Origin of the sequence: Corynebacterium silvaticum (assembly GCF_004382825.2) — a bacterium.
GTDB classification, from domain to species: domain Bacteria; phylum Actinomycetota; class Actinomycetes; order Mycobacteriales; family Mycobacteriaceae; genus Corynebacterium; species Corynebacterium silvaticum.
The window spans coordinates 484,585-502,774 of sequence record NZ_SDQO02000001.1 but is presented as its reverse complement, the minus strand read 5'-3'; the positions used below and the strand labels follow the sequence as shown (position 1 = coordinate 502,774).

Genomic DNA, 18,190 nt, shown 5'->3' with positions numbered 1-18,190 from the left:
GTATGACTAGCGACTCATGAGACAACGTCGCTAGAAAGATCACGGATGAAAGCATCAAGGTTCCAATGCGCCTCGATGCTGTCTGCTAGCAGATCAAGTTGTCTGTCGCGCTCGCCCTGAAAAGACGTCCGAGGGTCAAGGATAAAGCCCGTTCGCCCGGTCATCTCAATGACTCTTTGCAGGAATTCTCTACGCGCCGTATCCGATTCGAGGTATCCGTGCCGATGCGTACCAAAGCTTGCGCCCTTAACCGCCCCTTCCTCCCCTATCCACGGATCCTCGGTGGAGCGTACGACTCGGCCATGATGGACTTCATAGCCCCCATGCTCGTGCCGTATCAAGGTCTTCTCCGGGTGGAAAGCTATATCAATATCAAAGATCCCTAATCCTGCTACTGGCTGTTGGGCTCCCGACTCCACTGGGTCATCGATGCTCGCGCACATCATTTGGAAACCACCACAGATTCCCACAATTGGAGCCCCTCGATTGGCGCGTTCTCTCATGGCTTCTGCGATACCGGTGCGCCTTAACCAATCCAGATCGCTCACCGTCGCTTTGGAACCAGGAAGTACTACCAGGTCTGCCTCATGCACTTGGTCAGGATCTACAGTCCACGTAACAGTCACCCCAGGTTCGCATGCCAAAGCTTCTACGTCGGTGGCATTGGATACCCGGGGAAGCCGCACCGCTGCTACTCGCAAACGCTGCGTGCCAAGAGCAGGAACAGCCGGACCAACTGCAGCGCCTATCTGCGATTGGAGTGAGTCTTCCGCATCTATCCACAGTCCTTCGATGAAGGGTAAAACGGCAACGGTAGGCACCCCGAGTCGCTTCTCTAGGTCGGCAAGCCCTGGTTCGAGGATCGTTTGATCTCCCCGGAATTTATTAACAACAAACCCTGCGATCCTCGCACGATCCTGCTCGGACACGATCTGATGAGTGCCAAAAAAATGAGCTAAGACGCCCCCACGATCTATATCCCCCACCAGATACACCGGAAGATCACAGGCTTCAGCTAGCCCAAAATTTGCAACGTCAGTATCCCTGAGATTCGTCTCTGCAGGTGATCCCGCTCCCTCACAAATCACTACCTCATACTCGGACCGCAACGCATTAAGGGCTTCTGCCGCTACGGCTTTGAGATTGGTGCGATGGTCAATATAGCTGCGAGCGCTCACATTACCGGTGACTTTGCCATTCACCACGAGCTGTGAGGTCCGATCCGAACCTGGTTTTAGCAGAATGGGATTAAAAGCCGTGCTAGGGACGAGCCCACACGCAAACGCTTGTAGTGCCTGTGCCCGTCCTATCTCGCCGCCGTCGGGTGTCACCGCCGAGTTATTGGACATGTTTTGGGCTTTAAACGGGGCGACTCTTATGCCGCGTCGGGCGAAAGCACGGCACAGGCCAGCCACCACTACAGATTTTCCAGCATCCGAGGTACATCCGGCAACGAGAAATGACTTCATATAAACCCCAAAAGGCGACAACCGATATCTAGCGAAACACCGCACTGATGTGCAGACAACAGTCAGATTACCCAGAATAGTGACTGATAGGGGAACTATTTAACTTCGAGATCAGCATCCGGGATAGTAAGAATCTCATTACCGTCTTCGGTAATAACCAAAGTGTGCTCGAACTGCGCGCTGAACTTGTAATCGGTGTTTTGCACAGTCCAGTCGTCCTCCCAAATACGATAATCGAGGCCTCCCAGATTAAGCATGGGTTCTACCGTTAACGTCATACCTGGTTCTAATACGTCCTGATAAACATCAGAATCATAGTGCAAAACTACAAGTCCATTATGGAAAGTGGTTCCGATCCCATGCCCGGTAAAATCAGTGACCACGTTATAACCAAACCGCTTAGCATACGATTCGATTACCCTACCGATCACGTTGATCTCACGGCCGGGCTTTGCAGCGCGAATCCCGCGAAGCGTTGCTTCTTTGGTGCGTTCGACAAGCAGTCGATGCTCTTCTGACACGTTGCCGGCAAGGAACGTTGCGTTGGTGTCGCCATGTACCCCATTTTTGTATGCGGTGACGTCAATGTTAACGATGTCGCCATCTTGAATGACCGTGGAATCCGGGATTCCATGGCAGACGATCTCATTAAGGCTCACACACACCGATTTAGGAAAATGGCGATACCCCAAGCAGGATGGGTAGGCGCCATGATCGCACATATACTCATGCGCAATGCGATCGAGCTCATCGGTAGTCACCCCTGGCGCTACAGCAGCCCCCGCCACGTGCAAAGCATTGGCAGCAATCTTGGAGGCCTCGCGCATGGCTTCAATTGTTTCAGGAGTCTGAACAAAAGGTTCTCCGATAGCTTCTTGAACAGTATCTTTCCATACATATTCAGGGCGATCGATATGTGCTGGGACCTCACGCGTAGGACTCTGTTTTCCGGGAACAAGGGGTTTACGATTATAAGACATGTTTCCCATGCTATCCCTTTAAGCAATTAAGCTTGCCGACGCCTCCCGTTACCCCACAACCTTGAGGCTTCCAGCCTGATCAATGGGCATTAAGCTCATCGAGATTCCTCAAAAAATTATCGGTTATTGCCACGGAGTCCTCAGAGCCGCCGCCCAAGACAACGAGGGTGGCAAAGGCTAGGTCTCCTCGATACCCCGTAAACCAGGCATGAGAGCCTCCATTAATTTCGGCTTCACCCGTCTTTCCAAAGATCTCCCCACCAGCCCTCATACCGGCGGCGGTTCCACCGGGTTTGGTCACTGCGCCCATTAAGGAACGAAGTTGATCGATAGTTTCTGGCCGCAATGCTTCAGGATGCTTATCCATTTTTGTTTCGCGCCCGGAGATTAACGTCGGAGTCGGTGTTTTTCCTGCCGCAGCAGTAGCGGACATCAAAGCCATGCCAAATGGGGAGACCAAAACCTTCCCCTGCCCATACCCAGCCTCCGTGCGATCAAGCGGGGTCTCCCCTTCTGGAATCGAGCCAGTGAGCGTGTTCAAACCAGGGATGTCATAATCCACGCCAATTCCAAATTGGCTTCCGATTTGTTTTAGGTGTCCCTGCGCTAATTTTTCAGAGATGTTAGCAAAAGTAGTGTTGCACGATCGTGCAAAGGCCTTTTGCAAGGGGACGTTTCCCAGCGAAAAAGCATTATAGTTGGTCACCGTTCGCCCGTAGATATTCATCGTGCCCGGGCACGGAACAATGCTTCCAGAATTTAGCCCTTGGTCTTGTATACCAGCAGAAGCCGTGACCACCTTAAACGTCGATCCCGGAGGGAATTGACCGTTCAGCGCAAGATCACCCTCCTCATCTGCCTTGGGTGTCTGTGCAACGGCTAGGATCTCCCCGCTAGAAGGCCGAATCGCAACGATCATCGTCTTCATGTCTTTTCGCAAATTCACGGCAGATTCCGCGGCCTGCTGCACTTTTTGATCAATGCTGATTTTGACGGCAGGAGCTACCTTTGGGGCGTGATATTCAATATTTTCCAAGGCCGCGCCATCAGCCGTAACCGAGGACACCGTCCAACCATTGTCGCCTTCCAGCTGGCTATCAACGATATTTGAGACTCGCTTGATGATGTCTGGGGCAAAACGCGGGTCTTTATTGACCAACGCCGCTTCTTTGTTCAGTGTCACCCCGGTGATACCAATAAGCTGTCCCTGCAAGGCCTCTCCCGTTTGCTGACTCAGTAGTGCAACAGAGTAGCGCCCTTTTGCTGCTTTAAGATTGTCTGCGAGTTCATTGGCTTTGATATCGGGGATGGTTTCATCATGGCTTCGAGCCGAATGTAAATGGGCCGCAACCGTGCGTGCAACCGTATCTTTATCTGCCACGCTGGCGGCGTCGATAAGCAATCGGTATTTAATCCCCGGCACCAAAATCTCCGCACCATCGGAAGAAACTACGCTCGCGCGCTCCGCATTAATCGCCCGCAATTCTAGATGTTGATTCGCACCCAGACGAGGATGCAAAGCAGATGGCTGCCAACGGATTTTCCATTCTCCGTTTATTCGATTAAGCGTCATGGATGTTTCATAGCTAAAAGTTCTATCACGCGGTAAATCCCATGTCATGGTGTATTTAGCCGTCGCAATTGTGTCTTTTGTATCCACCGAGGTGATCTCTGTACGCAATCTTTCCGCTTGGAGGCCTTTCCACGAGGACTCCAGCACTGAACTTACTTTGTCAGCGCTATCAGTGTGAGCGCCCGCGGCACTGAAGTTGGAGTCTGTAAGGTCTGCAAGGAATGCCTTGGCAGTGGGGTCTGCTAACGCAGGTTTGGGCGTGCATGCCACCAATGTTCCAGAAAACAAACACACTGAGATCACCAGCGAGACCATAGTTTTCAGAGTTGAATTAGTGGGCATGCTCATGGGCGTAAGGCTAACATTTAGTGAACAAACTTTATCCGCGACACCACTATGTTTGTGGTGGGAAAACTACGGTGTCCCCTAAAACCACATAAGAAAACTCCCCACAGTCTTATACCTCACGTGTCAGGCATAGAACTACGGGGAGTTTTGTCGTTTTTAGCGGGTTACTTTCACCTGCGGGCCAGCACCTTCTTTGATTTCTAGCCCTTCAGCTTCTGCCAAACGCATTGCTTCTTCAATCAAAGTCTCCACGATCTGTGATTCGGGGACAGTCTTGATGACCTCGCCGCGAACAAAGATCTGGCCCTTGCCATTGCCGGAGGCAACCCCCAAGTCCGCATCGCGAGCCTCTCCTGGGCCGTTTACCACGCATCCCATTACGGCAACGCGTAGCGGAATGTCCATTCCGTCCAATGCTGCTGTGACTTCCTCTGCCAAGGTGTACACGTCAACTTGTGCGCGTCCGCAGGAGGGGCATGAAACGATTTCCAGGCCACGCTCGCGCAGGTTGAGCGACTGCAAAATCTGATCGCCCACCTTAATTTCTTCCACCGGATCTGCAGACAAAGAAACCCGGATAGTGTCGCCAATGCCCTCCGAGAGGAGTGCACCAAAAGCCACAGAAGACTTAATTGTGCCTTGGAAAGCAGGGCCAGCCTCTGTGACACCAAGATGCAGCGGGTAATCGCTCTGAGCAGCCAGCTGACGATAAGCCTCAACCATCACCACAGGATCATTGTGCTTTACGGAAATGGCGATGTCACCGAATCCGCAGTCCTCAAACAACCCGGCTTCCCACAGCGCGGATTCTACGAGTGCTTCCGGGGTAGCTTTGCCATACTTTTCCAAGAGACGTTTGTCCAAGGAACCAGCGTTAACACCGATGCGGAGGGGGATTCCCGCATCGCCGGCGGCCTTAGCTACTTCTTTTACCCGTCCATCAAATTCTTTGATGTTTCCTGGATTCACACGCACTGCAGCGCATCCAGCGTCGATAGCAGCAAAGATGTACTTCGGCTGGAAATGAATATCCGCGATCACAGGAATGGGAGACTTTTTAGCAATGATCGGCAGCGCCTCAGCATCGACAGTCTTAGGACACGCCACGCGGATAATGTCGCAGCCGCTGGCTGTCAGCTGCGCGATTTGTTGAAGCGTCGCATTAATGTCATGCGTTTTAGTCGTTGTCATCGATTGAACAGACACCGGGTAGTCAGAACCGACCCCTACGTTTCCAACCATGATCTGGCGTGTCTTACGACGTGGAGCCAATACCGGTGGCGGCGCATCCGGAAGGCCAAGACCAATCGGTTGTCCAGTGGTGGTTGACACTAAGCATGCTCCTTGTACAGAAATGGGCTACACCCATCACAATGGGATAAATCAGACGAATCCAAATTCTAGCACCGCACGCGCTCATCGCGGTGTATAAGCGCTACCAGACCGGCTCCACGCAGATCGTTTTCAGCCGAAGCCGGCCTGGCTGTTATTACCCGAATAGTTTGATCGGGTTGACCACATCGGCGATGATAACCAGCGCTCCCACTCCCATAAGGAGTGCCGCAACACCAACAGTCAGCGGCATGAGCTTGGTGTAATCGGCGGGTCCTGCGGGTTCTAGGCCGCGTGCCTTGCGGAGGGCGTCGCGAAGCTTCTCATAGATCACAACCGCAATGTGTCCACCATCAAGCGGCGGAAGCGGGATCAGGTTGAACAGAGCGAGGAAAAGATTCAGGCTGGCCAGCAGCAAAAAGAACATGCTCCACAGGGACTTTTGCGCTAATTCACCGCCAATGCGCGAGGCACCCACAACGCTGACTGGGCTCTCTTGGTCGCGCTGTCCCCCAAGGATTGAAGCCGCCACACCGGGTATCTTCGCGGGGAATGACGCAAGTCCCTTGAACGTGGCCCCGAGCATGTCACCGGCATAACTCAATGTTCCGCCCACGGCCGAGACTGCGTTGTAATGAAGAATAACGTCTTTCAATGGCGCACTAGATACGCCGATCGCGCCGACTGAGACTTCTTCGCCCTTGGCGTTTAACCGCAAAGCGCTTGCCACCGGAACGTTAAGCGTGAGCTGCGATCCATCGCGATCCACGGTAACGGCTATGGTCTTTCCCGCTTTATCGCGGACATACTCTCTGACCGTGACAAATGAGCGCATAGCTTGTCCATCAATGGCGACGATCCTGTCGCCTTGTTTCAAACCAGCTTCTGCCGCCGGTCCTGCGCCGCTGCAAGGAGCCAAAGTTGCAGCATCAATCTGCTTAGGGGCTACACACGAGGTCTCTCCCACCGTGGCAGTGGTGTCCACATGATTATTGGGCAACCCCGCAGTAATCGCCACCCCGTAGAGGACAATCAAAGCCACCAAAATATTCATCAAAATGCCGCCGAGCAACACTATTATGCGTTGCCACCATGGCTTATGCATCATTGAGTGCGGTGCTTCTTCTGGTGTTACCTGATCTTGGTTGGTCATCCCTGCGATATCACAGAATCCACCCAAGGGCACAGCTTTAAAACCGTACTCCGTGTGACCCCGCTTGAAGGAGAAAACCGTGGGACCAAAGCCAATAAAGTAACGGCGAACCCGCATCCCACACGCTCGTGCCGCAGTGTAATGCCCCCACTCATGCAACGCGATGGTGACGGCAATACCAACAGCAAACGCGGCAACACCAATAAAATAAGACAGCACTAACTAAAACTCCTTATTTGAAGAAAAGCTGAGTATAGCAACGAGTAATCTCAACTATTTCTGAGCTAGTTTATCCACAAATAGGTTTGCGCGGCGTCGGGCTTCTTTTTCATGCTCCAAAATCTCATCTACAGAATGTGGTTCACCTGCGAAATCGGATGCATGCTGAACGATTTCTTCAACGGTATCCACAATATGAGGGAAACGAATCCTTCCTGCAAGGAAAGCCGCAGCGGCTTCTTCATTAGCAGCGTTATACACCGCCGGATAGGTTCCCCCAGCCAGTGCGACTTCACGCGCGAGGCGAATAGCAGGAAAAGCGTGATCGTCCACCGGCATGAAATCCCAAGAACTTGCAGAAGAAAAATCAAGGCTCGGCTGCGCGCCGGGAACGCGCGCAGGCCAATCCAGGGCATGAGAAATTGGTAGCTTCATGGAGGGCGGGGATGCTTGGGCGATAGTCGCACCATCTGAAAAAGTAATCATGGAATGCACGATTGACTGTGGATGCACCGTGACGTCAATGCGATCCGCGGGGACGTCGAAAAGCAATGTTGCCTCTATTAATTCCAACCCTTTATTTATCAAGGTCGCCGAGTTCAGCGTATTCATTTGCCCCATCGACCATGTGGGGTGTGCTGCAGCTTGTTGCGGAGTCACGTCCCACATCTGCTGCCTAGTCCAACCCCGAAACGGTCCACCTGAAGCCGTCAGGACAAACCGTGCAACCTCGGAGCGCGTACCAGAACGCAAACACTGCGCCATCGCTGAGTGCTCGGAATCCACAGGGATAATTTGTCCTGCACGCGCCTTATTAGTAACGAATCTTCCGCCAGCCACCAACGACTCTTTATTAGCTAACGCAAGGATTTCCCCGCTCTCGATGGTAGCTAACGTGGCTGAAAGTCCTAACGACCCCACCAAGCCATTCAAAACGGTATCGGCTTCAATGCTTTGAACAAGCCGGGTGGCTGCATCGTCCCCGCTCAGCACCTGGCCGCCAAGCGCAACGGAGATAGCGTGCGCCGCCTGCGGATCAGCAACAGCAACAGCATGAGCCGGAAGGTGTAACATCCATGCCTGCTCTATCACTGCATGCGGATCACGCCCCCCTGCCGCAATTCCAACGACGTGAAACCTCTCCGGATTCGCCTGAATAACTTCGAGGGCTTGAGTGCCGATAGAACCAGTGCTGCCTAGGATTAAAATTCGCTTGCTCACTCCGCTATTATCGCAGCATTTTGCGATCCGCGTTTATCCCCTGTTCATTTACAGTCTTTTCTGCATCATCGCTCCTACACAGCCCCATCCCTCCTACGCGAGGGACTTGTTGGGAGCTTGTCTCTAAGTCTGTCGCCGAGCCCCCCCAGAGACATTAAAGTTCCGACCTGTAATCCGTTTCATCTTCTCCGCGGGCTGTAAACGACACAAAACCATCGCCCCATTCCGGTCTTTGCCACCAAAATCAGTGGTACAGACACCAAAAAACGCGGGATTGTGAGCATCAATATTTTCATCACACCACCCCCTAATGGGAGCCAACTTTTGGACGAAGAATTATCTAAAATAATCATCGCACGATGCCTAGTGCCCCGGTCATGTCTTACTACAGGCTTTGTACGCCGTTTCTCTGCCGCTTCTTCGTCTTCACAACCCTCCGGCAAAAATCGCTTTAGCCAGTGGAATATGCAAAAATAAGCGGTAAATCTTTACGCGTACCCACTCTGCAACACCCACTTAAGCTCAACAGAGCTTGTCGAGATGACGCAGTGCTTTGAGACAAGGAGAACAACGTGGCTGGTTCCCACGAAATCGCCCCTGAGATTCATCATGGCGTGTCCACTTTGGACGAGCCTTCTGCTGCTTGGGGTTGGCACAGCATCGGAATGCGAGCAATCCAGATTTCGGGTTGGATTTCAGTAATCTTCCTCCTCGGCTACAACTTTGGTAATCACCAGAGCCACGTAGAAACCATCTTCTTGTTTACATTCGCAGTTTTGATTGCGGCCGGCCTGATCTACTTGCTGGTTAAGCCTCAAGGCACACAGGTGCGCACCCTTACCGCGCACAACCAGCCCCTCGGCTATAAGGAAAAGGACTGGACCTACGAGCAGGCAACCTGCACCGGCGAGTACGCAAAGCTCAGCGACTCCCAGCTGCGCGCCCTCAACATTGAGCCTGAGCGTGTTCGCCACCTGCGCTCCATCCCAGAAGCTTAAAAGATCACTAACAAAGCGATCCTGCCTTAGATATACAAGGTAGGATCGCTTTGTTTTATGTCCAGGGAAGAACGCTTATCGACGGCCCCTCCCTTGGCCGCTGGTTTTTAGCGCATCAACGTTCTTCTGCTGCTAATTGGCCACATGCCGCAGCGATCTCTTGTCCGCGGGTGTCTCGAACAGTGCACGGTACTCCCTGAGCGATGACGCGTCGAACAAACTCATCTTGCCGATCCTTCGGCGACGCATCCCACTCAGAACCAGGCGTGGGGTTCAACGGGATGAGATTTACGTGGACAAGCGAGCCTAGAGCTTTGTGCAACTTCTTTCCAAGCATGTCTGCACGCCATGGTTGGTCGTTGACATCACGAATAAGAGCGTATTCGATAGATACGCGCCGACCCGAGCGATCGGCATAATACCGTGCGGCATCCAGTACCTCTGCAACTTCCCAACGATTGTTGGTAGGAACCAAAGTATCCCGTAGTTCATCGTCTGGGGTGTGCAGGGAAACAGCGAGGGTAACTGATAGATCTTCCTCGGTAAGTTTTCTTATCGCTGGAGCCAACCCCACTGTAGAAACAGTCACGTTACGCTGCGAGATACCAAAGCCCTCCGGAATAGGAGAGGTAATCTGGCGGACTGCAGATACTACGCGCTTATAGTTAGCCAACGGCTCGCCCATGCCCATAAAAACGATATTGGATAACCGGCCACCTTCCGCGTTCATCATCGCCGATGCCGCACGCACTTGGTCCACGATCTCTGCCGTGGATAGGTTACGATCCAATCCACCTTGTCCGGTAGCGCAGAACGGACATGCCATGCCGCACCCTGCTTGAGAAGAAATACACAACGTCGCACGGTTCGGGTAACGCATCAAGACCGATTCAAGCAAAGTACCGTCGTGCAGTTTCCACAACGTCTTCTGAGTCTCACCAGCATCCGTTTCAATGGCACGAATTGGTGTCATAAGGGCTGGGAACAACTTCTCTTGTACTTTTTCGCGTACAGCAGCAGGCAAATCAGTCATCGTGCGAGGATCTGCTTCAAGGCGACCATAATAATGCCGAGCAATCTGGTTTGCTCGGAACTTAGGAAGCCCCAATTCGCTCAACGCGCTGATTCGTTCTTCCACCGAATAGTCCGCGAAATGCTTCGGCGGCATGCTCCGGCACGGCTGGGAAAAATTCAACTTTACCGGCGTCGAGGCACGTCGGTTACCCGAGGCGTTTGGTGCAGGTGCTTCAGGTACAGCTACAGGACTTTCAACAGGCTGAGTGGGGTCAGTGGGCGTAGTCATCAGTACTATCATGTCACGTCACGCCTTAAAATATGGAACGGCATCGCAACAAACAATGCTAATGGTGCCTCCTTGAGACTTCTGCGATACCTCTGCAGCCTGCTACCAAGAAAATTGTATCCGCATTGTTACCGCCTCTCATTGGATATTAGGACGCCCATCACGTTGAATAGGAAGCATGCGTAACAAAGATGCCTTCCGTGATTCTTCTTCACCTGAGCCCGGCTCTGATCTGCCACTCCCCTCTGTTCCCTCAGGTTCTCACAACGAATCCAATGAAGCACTCCCCTCCACAGAACTAAGCGTCACGACGCAAGATCCCATCGGGAATTCTTCCGCGCCTGCCAACAAACAAACAGTAAAAAAGACGTTTGCTGGAGGCACCTGGATTGCCCTCATCATCGGCGCTTTATTGCTGATCCTTCTGCTTATCTTTATTTTGCAGAATCAGGAAAAAGTGGTTCTTCACATGTTTGTGTGGGAGTTTTCCGTGCCAGTAGGAGTTGGTTTTCTCCTAGCCTCCATTACGGGAGCGTTGATCATGGCTCTCGTCGGCGGAGTACGTATGTTCCAGCTGCGACGCCAGATCACCAAGCATCAATAGTCTCAAAAAGATGGGGCGCTGCTCAGCAGCGCCCCATCTTTCTTTTTAAAGCACATCAACCTAAACGGAAGAAATAAAACTCAAAACCAGCCATGTGCCCATCGCAGAAGGTAACATTCCGTCAAGCCTGTCCATAAGGCCGCCATGGCCTGGAAGCATAGAGGACATGTCCTTGATGCCAAGTTCTCGTTTGAACTGCGACTCCACCAGATCGCCCAAGGTTGCACAAATAACCAGTCCAAACCCCAGAATCAGGCCCCACCACCAGGTGTAATCCAGCAGGAAATGGACGCTCAGCACGCCAACGGTCATCCCAAAGATAACTGAGCCTGCGAAACCTTCCCATGATTTCTTTGGACTCACTGCGGGAGCCATCGGGTGGGATCCGAACATCACTCCAGCCACATAACCACCGACATCAGACGCAACCACACACAGCATGAAGGTTACGATGAAATATGCTCCAGGGGCTACGTCATTTTGAAACTGCGATAGCATAGCCGCAAAACTGCCAAAAAGCGGAACCCACGTCAGCACAAAAATCGCCATCGCGGTATCTCGCAAATAGTTTTTCGGCGGCATGTGCGCACCATGGTGGAAAAGTCTGCTAAACATGGTGACCAAAACAGCGGCCACAAAACCAGCTACAAGACCTCGCGTGCCAAAGGGCCAGCTGAGCCACAGCATGACCTGGCCACCGATAATGAGCACCCACCGCTGTACTAAGTAACCTGCTTCGCTCAGCCTTGCGTGTACCTCAGCAGTAGCAAGAGCTATAGCAACTGCAACTAATGGATACCACGCATCTGGGATGACAAAGATGGTTAATAAAACCAATCCCCCCAGACCCACGCCAATGCTAATGGCAGCTTTGAGATCTCGCCCAGCAGAATTTTTAGGCTTTGGAAGATGCTCAAATCCTTTAACGGCATCATTCATGTGGCAGGTCCTCCGAGGGAGTGAATTGGTAAAGCATAAGCATCATATGCTTATCGCTCAATGTAAGGTTTCAATCCTTAAAGTCAACAAGACACGGAGGGCACACGCATATAGCGAATGCCCTCTGCATAAGGATTTTCCTCGGCGTAACATTAATATCCGCATCACGCCGTGGGCTGAGGAGTCCTAGTGGAGTCCTAGACCTCCATTAACTCTGCTTCTTTTTTAGAAACAACCTCATCAACCTGAGCCACGTACTTGGCGGTGATCTTGTCTAGTTCTTTTTCTGCTGCCTGAACTTCGTCTTCACCGGCGTCGCCATCCTTCTGGATCTTTTTTAGCTGATCCATGCCTTTGCGGCGGACGTTACGGATCGCAATCTTTCCGTCTTCACCCTTAGACTTGGCAACTTTCACCATCTCTTTACGACGTTCCTCGGTGAGCTGAGGAACGGTGACGTGCAAAACCTGTCCGTTATTTGTAGGGTTTACACCGAGATCTGAATTCCGAATAGCGTTTTCGATTTCGCCCATCATCGACATCTCATAAGGCTTGATCAAAAGCATACGAGCTTCAGGCACAGAAATTGTTGCCATTTGCGTGATGGGCGTAGGAACGCCGTAGTAATCGGCGATGACTCCGTTGAACATTGCTGGATTTGCGCGTCCAGTACGAATGTTAACGAGGTCGTCCCTCGTCCTTTCGACTGTTGTGCCCATGTGCTCTTCAGATTCGAGCAAAATATCGTCGATCATAAAAAATCCCTCTTTTTAAAAGACCACGTGTCATGGAGCGTCACATGCGTTATAAAACGTCAACGCAGACGCCCATTTCCACGAGTATTTCTATTTCGGAAAAACTCGGTAGTTCAATAGGTACTTAATCTATCAGGACTTGACCAAGGTTCCGATTTGGTCCCCCGCCACCGCACGCGCGATATTGCCTTCTGTAAGAAGATTAAACACCAAAATCGGCATATCATTGTCCATGCACAGGCTGAAGGCTGTCGCATCTGCGACCTTCAGACCTTTTTCAATTACTTCACGAGGAGTGATGTCGCTGAATAGCTCTGCTTCTGGATTAGTGCGAGGATCATCGCTGTACACGCCATCCACAGCCTTTGCCATGAGAAGCACTTCACAATCGATCTCCAGGGCGCGTTGCGCTGCCGTCGTGTCTGTAGAGAAGTACGGCATACCCATTCCTGCCCCGAAAATAACCACACGGCCTTTTTCCAGATGGCGCTTAGCGCGAAGAGGCAGGTACGGCTCAGCTACCTGAGCCATGTTGATGGCAGTCTGCACACGGCAGTCGATGCCCTCTTGCTCAAGGAAATCTTGCAAAGCCAGGCAGTTCATGACAGTTCCGAGCATTCCCATGTAGTCGGAACGGTTACGATCTAGCCCACGCTGCTGAAGCTGTGCACCACGGAAGAAGTTTCCGCCACCAATAACAACAGCTATTTCTGCACCATTCCGAGCAACACTAGCGATCTGACGAGCAACATTTTGTACAACGTCGGGATCAATGCCAACGGAACCACCGCCGAACATTTCACCGCCAAGCTTCAGCATCACTCGTTTGTATCCGGTCCGCGAGTTGGTGGCACCTTCAGCCATTGCAGTAAACCTCTCCGACTCTCAGGCACTTGACGTAGCCCGAGCCATATTTTGCTCTCTTTTTGGCACGATAGTTCGCATTTCAAGACGTTTACATAGGTTATTAGGGCGCAATAAACCGCCCAGCACTATATAAAGCCCGCTCTGCTCCAACCCCATTATCCAGGGCGCAAGGCAACAGAATACGAATCGAAAAGGATTCTACTCGCATATATCTTTCGACAGCGCATCCCACTCCGAATAGGACTTGTATCTGTAGCACAGCTGCGTAGGTTCTCATTAAAAAGCAAAAAGGCTCCCCTTGCGAGCTATTCCTAAGTCCAGATCTGATCGCTCAGTCTGACTCCAAAATAGTTCGCCTAGGGGGAACCTTCCCACAAACTAGGCAAAGCCTAGTGGCCAATTAGTGCTGGCCAACCTCGTAACGAACGAAACCGGTCAGGGTAACGCCAGCCTCATCCATGACCTGCTTAACAGTCTTCTTGCTATCTGCAACGGAAGCCTGCTCTACGAGACAGACATCCTTGTAGAAGCCGTTGAGACGACCCTCGACGATCTTCGGGATAGCCTGCTCAGGCTTTCCTTCTTCACGAGTGATCTGCTCAGCAATGGAGCGCTCCTTCTCCACGACCTCAGCAGGAACGTCCTCACGGGTCAGGTATGCAGCCTTGAGAGCAGCAACCTGCATAGCTGCAGCATGTGCAGCCTGCTTAGCAGCATCTCCTTCACCGGTGTACGCAACCATAACGCCCACAGCTGGGGGAAGGTCAGCAGAACGCTGGTGCAAGTAAACAGAGAGGTTCTCAGCTTCCAAGGTCGCTGCGCGACGAAGTTCCAGCTTCTCACCGATCTTTGCGGAGAGCTCCTGAATAGCGTCAGCAGCAGGCTTTCCGTCAACGTCAGCAGCAGCAAGATCTTCAGCAGAGTTAGCCTTCACAGCGGCAGCAGCATCTGCAACCTTCTGAGCGAACTCCTTGAACTCAGCGTTCTTAGCAACAAAGTCGGTCTCAGAGTTGATCTCGACCATGGTGTTGCCGGAAACAGCAATCAGGCCCTCGGTAGCGTTGCGCTCAGCACGCTTTCCGACGTCCTTAGCTCCCTTAATACGAAGAACCTCAACAGCCTTATCAAAATCGCCGTTGGTCTCTTCCAAAGCCTTCTTGCAGTCAAGCATGCCGGAACCGGTGATCTCGCGGAGCTTCTTTACGTCTGCAGCAGTGTAGTTCGCCATTATCGGGGCGATCCTCCTCATGTAGGAAAAATTCTGAAGATTTTCGATGTTTAGCGTATCTGACTCTCGCGCTTTGTGCAGAAAGATGTCACACTATTCATCACAATGACCCTAAGGTCTCAAGTCTCAGTGGCTCTTTCCCAAAAATGCTTCGCAGATTAAGGAAAGATAAAACCACAAGGAGCCCCCACCCCGAGCATCAAAAGCCAACTTCAATTATTTTGGCTTCCTCGCTCTGGAGCTGGGGGCTCCTAGCTTATGCTACCCACTGCCAAAGCAGCGGGAGCAAAAGAAGTTTTACTTAGCCTCAGCCTCAGCTGCGACCTCTGCAGGTGCCTCAACCTTTGCTGCAACTTCTTCAGTTGCTTCTACTTTTGCGGCAACCTCAGTCTTGTTTGCGTCACCGGCAGCTTCCTTTGCTGCAGCAAGAGCGCGCTCTTCACGAGCCTTCTTGCCTTCAATAACAGCGCTGGAGATAACACGGGTAAGGACGTCGATGGAGCGGATAGCGTCATCGTTACCTGGGACCGGGAAGTTAACAACATCTGGATCGCAGTTGGTGTCAAGGATTGCGACAACAGGGATGTTCAGCTTGTGAGCCTCAGAAACAGCGATGTGCTCCTTGTTGGTGTCAATAACCCACATTGCAGAAGGAGTCTTGTTCATGTCTGCAATACCACCAAGAACGCGCTCAAGCTTGGTGCGCTCGCGGGTAAGCATGAGAATTTCCTTCTTGGTACGGCCATCATAACCGTTCTCTGCAGCGTCCATAGCCTGCAGTTCCTTCATGCGGTGCAGACGCTTGGAGACGGTCTGGAAGTTGGTCAGCATACCGCCGAGCCAACGGTGGTTCACGTAAGGCATACCAACGCGCTCAGCTTCGTTCTTCACAGACTCCTGAGCCTGCTTCTTGGTGCCAACGTAAAGGATGGTGCCACCGTGAGCAACGGTCTCTTTAACAAACTCGTAAGCCTCGTTGATGAAGGTCAGGGTCTGCTGCAAGTCAATGATGTAGATGCCGTTACGGTCGGTGAAGATGAAACGACGCATCTTCGGGTTCCAACGACGGGTCTGGTGACCGAAGTGAACACCAGCATCGAGAAGCTCTCGCATGGTTACAACTGCCATGAGCGCTTCCTTTCTCTAAAAATTGTGGTTGTCATATTTTCACGGGTTCTCCCCGTGTCCTAGCAGAACTGAAACGAAAATCAACACCCATAGCTTCTTTAAGGCAAGAAGTACGGGACCACGTTGTTTCGCTGCCACCGCAAAGTGACGCCAGAACTGCGCGTAGTCAGCATGCCAAACTCAGGACACACTGCTAGCGAGCTAGTCTAGACCGACTCTTTCCCGGAAACAAAATAGATATTCCACCTATCCACACATGCAATAACCCCCACGACCCCATAAGTAACAAAAAGTTCTTTTCGTCCCAGATTCCACAGCTCATACTTTTCCTATTCCCTTTTCAAAGCAGCACCGAAAAATATCAGATCCATGACGCTTTTTCATTTGAGAACCCCCTTGCCAGAAAAGATAAAACTCTTTCCACCAAAACTAGTCATTCTTGCCTTCATCTTTACTGCAGTCTTCTCCACCTCTCCCGCCGCATACGGCTACATAGACCCTGCTTCCGGAAACAGATCTGCGCAAAAAGTCCTCAAGGGCTTTAAAAAACCCGAATATAACTGGCTGCCCGGCCATCGCGGCGTAGACCTCGACTTAGCTGTAGGCGCAAACGTACTTGCCGCCGAAACCGGAATAGTCGCATTCTCCGGAGCCGTAGCCGGAACCCCCACACTATCTATCGATCATCCCGACGGAATACGAACCACGTATCAGCCGGTATTCACCGTCCTAAGAAAAGGCGACTCAGTCCAGGTAGGAGACGTGATTGGGCAACTGGCCCCCAGCACTAATGGCGATCCCGGACTCCACTGGGGCGCTTTCACCGGCCACTACGACTACGTGAACCCCCTATCGCTTCTCGACGCCCCCACCATCCGGGGCTCAAACCTCTCTCGGGCTAACCCAATCTCATGCCCGCGGATGTGATTGTTTAAATGCTTCTTTGAGACGCTGGGAGCTCACATGGGTATAAATTTGCGTAGTGTTCAACGACGAATGACCAAGCAGTTCTTGAACGATTCGCAGGTCGGCACCACCGTCAAGCATGTGAGTGGCGGCAGTATGACGCACCGAGTGAGGCCCCAGGCCTGCGATTCCGGCCTCCTTACCCGCCGCGTCGACAAGCCTCCGAACCTGGCGCGGATCCAACCGCCCACCTCGAACCCCCAGGAACAGCGCTGCTTCAACCGTATCCTTGCACATTATCGGCCGCCCGATTTCCAGCCAATGAGCCAGTGCGTCGTGCGCGGCCTGCCCAAAGGGAACGACTCGTTGCTTATCTCCCTTACCCAGGACTTTTATCGTTTTTCGATGCCAGTCAATATCTTCAAGGTTGATACCGCATAACTCCGATACCCGAATCCCGGTTGCATACAACAGCTCAAGGACAGCTCGATCTCGCGCAAATTCCGCTTCGCTTTTCGACGCCGGATGTTCAACCACCGACTCCGCTTGCCCCGCGGCTAACACTTTAGGTAGATGCCGCCCCACCTTTGGCGCGACCAGCCGAGCAGCCACATCAGTCTCAATATATCCCTGCTTAAGCAACCACGAGCTCATCGATCTAGCAGCCGCCACCCGGCGCGCAAGGGTGGCACGCGATTTTCCTTCTGCCACCGCCTCCCCCAGCCAGCCCCGCAAGTTGTCCAGGGTAAAATCTTTCAGCTCAGGTTTCTGGCCAGCAAAAGTATTAAGGTCACTGCGATAGCCTTTAAGAGTGGCGGGAGACCTACCCGATACAAGTTCCAAGTGCTCAATAAAGTCGTCTATCAGAGCTACCATCTGGACCATTGCGCCCTAGCCTCTCCCCACATAGACAAGAGCGGAGACCACCGTTTCCGGTAGCTCCGCTCTTGAATCTGACTCACCCATAGTGCATAACCATAGCGCGAAGACGTCTGGCGTTAAAAGACCGCATCACGATCACTAAAAAGCCTTCAGCCTCGGCATCTCCGATCAAGAACCAGCCCGAACCCGATCAGAGATTAAATTAGGCTTGCCTGACTAACTTTAAGCTGTGGGTACAAAATATGCAACCCCTTCGCAATAAAAAGATTGATAATTATTCACGGC

Annotated in this window: 16 protein-coding genes; 3 read left to right on the top strand and 13 right to left on the bottom strand. The window is 52.2% G+C overall.

The window, feature by feature from the left end; translation table 11 throughout:
• Positions 1-14: 14 nt before the first annotated feature.
• The 6 genes from ET810_RS02360 to dxr form a co-directional block, all read right to left on the bottom strand.
• Entirely contained in the window at positions 15-1,469 is a 1,455-nt protein-coding gene (locus ET810_RS02360) for a cobyric acid synthase (protein WP_134315948.1), read from the bottom strand.
• Between the two features lie 95 nt (positions 1,470-1,564).
• Positions 1,565-2,458 (bottom strand): type I methionyl aminopeptidase, encoded by an 894-nt coding sequence (gene map / locus ET810_RS02355; protein ID WP_087454175.1) that lies wholly within the window; start codon positions 2,456-2,458, stop codon positions 1,565-1,567.
• A gap of 70 nt (positions 2,459-2,528) precedes the next feature.
• A complete protein-coding gene (locus ET810_RS02350) occupies positions 2,529-4,370 on the bottom strand; it encodes a penicillin-binding transpeptidase domain-containing protein (protein WP_087454176.1) in 1,842 nt (613 codons plus the stop codon).
• A 156-nt stretch (positions 4,371-4,526) separates the two neighbouring features.
• Positions 4,527-5,702 carry a flavodoxin-dependent (E)-4-hydroxy-3-methylbut-2-enyl-diphosphate synthase gene (gene ispG, locus ET810_RS02345; protein ID WP_087454177.1) on the bottom strand — a complete coding sequence of 392 codons (1,176 nt, stop codon included), beginning with the start codon at positions 5,700-5,702 and terminating at the stop codon, positions 4,527-4,529.
• 157 nt (positions 5,703-5,859) lie between these two features.
• Positions 5,860-7,074, bottom strand: coding sequence for a M50 family metallopeptidase (locus ET810_RS02340; RefSeq protein WP_087454178.1), 1,215 nt, complete (start codon positions 7,072-7,074; stop codon positions 5,860-5,862).
• A 54-nt stretch (positions 7,075-7,128) separates the two neighbouring features.
• Positions 7,129-8,295 (bottom strand): 1-deoxy-D-xylulose-5-phosphate reductoisomerase, encoded by a 1,167-nt coding sequence (dxr, locus tag ET810_RS02335; RefSeq protein WP_087454179.1) that lies wholly within the window; start codon positions 8,293-8,295, stop codon positions 7,129-7,131.
• A 572-nt stretch (positions 8,296-8,867) separates the two neighbouring features.
• On the opposite strand from dxr, the gene ET810_RS02330 reads away from it, so the two are divergent.
• A complete protein-coding gene (locus tag ET810_RS02330) occupies positions 8,868-9,293 on the top strand; it encodes a DUF2631 domain-containing protein (protein ID WP_087454180.1) in 426 nt (141 codons plus the stop codon).
• 115 nt (positions 9,294-9,408) lie between these two features.
• Here the strand turns inward: ET810_RS02330 and rlmN are convergent, their stop codons facing one another.
• Positions 9,409-10,461: a dual-specificity RNA methyltransferase RlmN gene (rlmN, locus tag ET810_RS02325; RefSeq protein WP_216605301.1), complete on the bottom strand. Its 1,053-nt coding sequence runs from the start codon at positions 10,459-10,461 to the stop codon at positions 9,409-9,411.
• A gap of 313 nt (positions 10,462-10,774) precedes the next feature.
• Here rlmN and ET810_RS02320 point away from each other — a divergent pair, with 313 nt between their 5' ends.
• The gene (locus ET810_RS02320) at positions 10,775-11,200 is read left to right on the top strand and encodes a LapA family protein (protein WP_087454182.1); all 426 of its coding nucleotides are present in this window, start codon (positions 10,775-10,777) and stop codon (positions 11,198-11,200) included.
• A gap of 60 nt (positions 11,201-11,260) precedes the next feature.
• On the opposite strand, the gene ET810_RS02315 is transcribed toward ET810_RS02320, so the two are convergent.
• The 5 genes from ET810_RS02315 to rpsB form a co-directional block, all read right to left on the bottom strand.
• Positions 11,261-12,139, bottom strand: coding sequence for a phosphatidate cytidylyltransferase (locus ET810_RS02315; RefSeq protein ID WP_087454183.1), 879 nt, complete (start codon positions 12,137-12,139; stop codon positions 11,261-11,263).
• 197 nt (positions 12,140-12,336) lie between these two features.
• Positions 12,337-12,894: a ribosome recycling factor gene (gene frr, locus ET810_RS02310; RefSeq protein ID WP_087454184.1), complete on the bottom strand. Its 558-nt coding sequence runs from the start codon at positions 12,892-12,894 to the stop codon at positions 12,337-12,339.
• Between the two features lie 132 nt (positions 12,895-13,026).
• A complete protein-coding gene (gene pyrH, locus ET810_RS02305) occupies positions 13,027-13,758 on the bottom strand; it encodes a UMP kinase (RefSeq protein ID WP_087454185.1) in 732 nt (243 codons plus the stop codon).
• A 403-nt stretch (positions 13,759-14,161) separates the two neighbouring features.
• On the bottom strand, positions 14,162-14,989 hold the full coding sequence (tsf, locus tag ET810_RS02300; protein ID WP_134315949.1) for a translation elongation factor Ts: 828 nt from the start codon (positions 14,987-14,989) through the stop codon (positions 14,162-14,164).
• 297 nt (positions 14,990-15,286) lie between these two features.
• The gene (gene rpsB / locus ET810_RS02295) at positions 15,287-16,117 is read right to left on the bottom strand and encodes a 30S ribosomal protein S2 (RefSeq protein WP_087454187.1); all 831 of its coding nucleotides are present in this window, start codon (positions 16,115-16,117) and stop codon (positions 15,287-15,289) included.
• A gap of 369 nt (positions 16,118-16,486) precedes the next feature.
• On the opposite strand from rpsB, the gene ET810_RS02290 reads away from it, so the two are divergent.
• Positions 16,487-17,044, top strand: coding sequence for a M23 family metallopeptidase (locus ET810_RS02290; protein WP_087454188.1), 558 nt, complete (start codon positions 16,487-16,489; stop codon positions 17,042-17,044).
• Here ET810_RS02290 and ET810_RS02285 read toward each other — a convergent pair.
• The gene (locus ET810_RS02285; RefSeq protein ID WP_087454189.1) at positions 17,027-17,908 is read right to left on the bottom strand and encodes a tyrosine recombinase XerC; all 882 of its coding nucleotides are present in this window, start codon (positions 17,906-17,908) and stop codon (positions 17,027-17,029) included. The two genes, ET810_RS02290 and ET810_RS02285, sit on opposite strands and share 18 nt — an antisense overlap.
• Positions 17,909-18,190 lie beyond the last annotated feature (282 nt).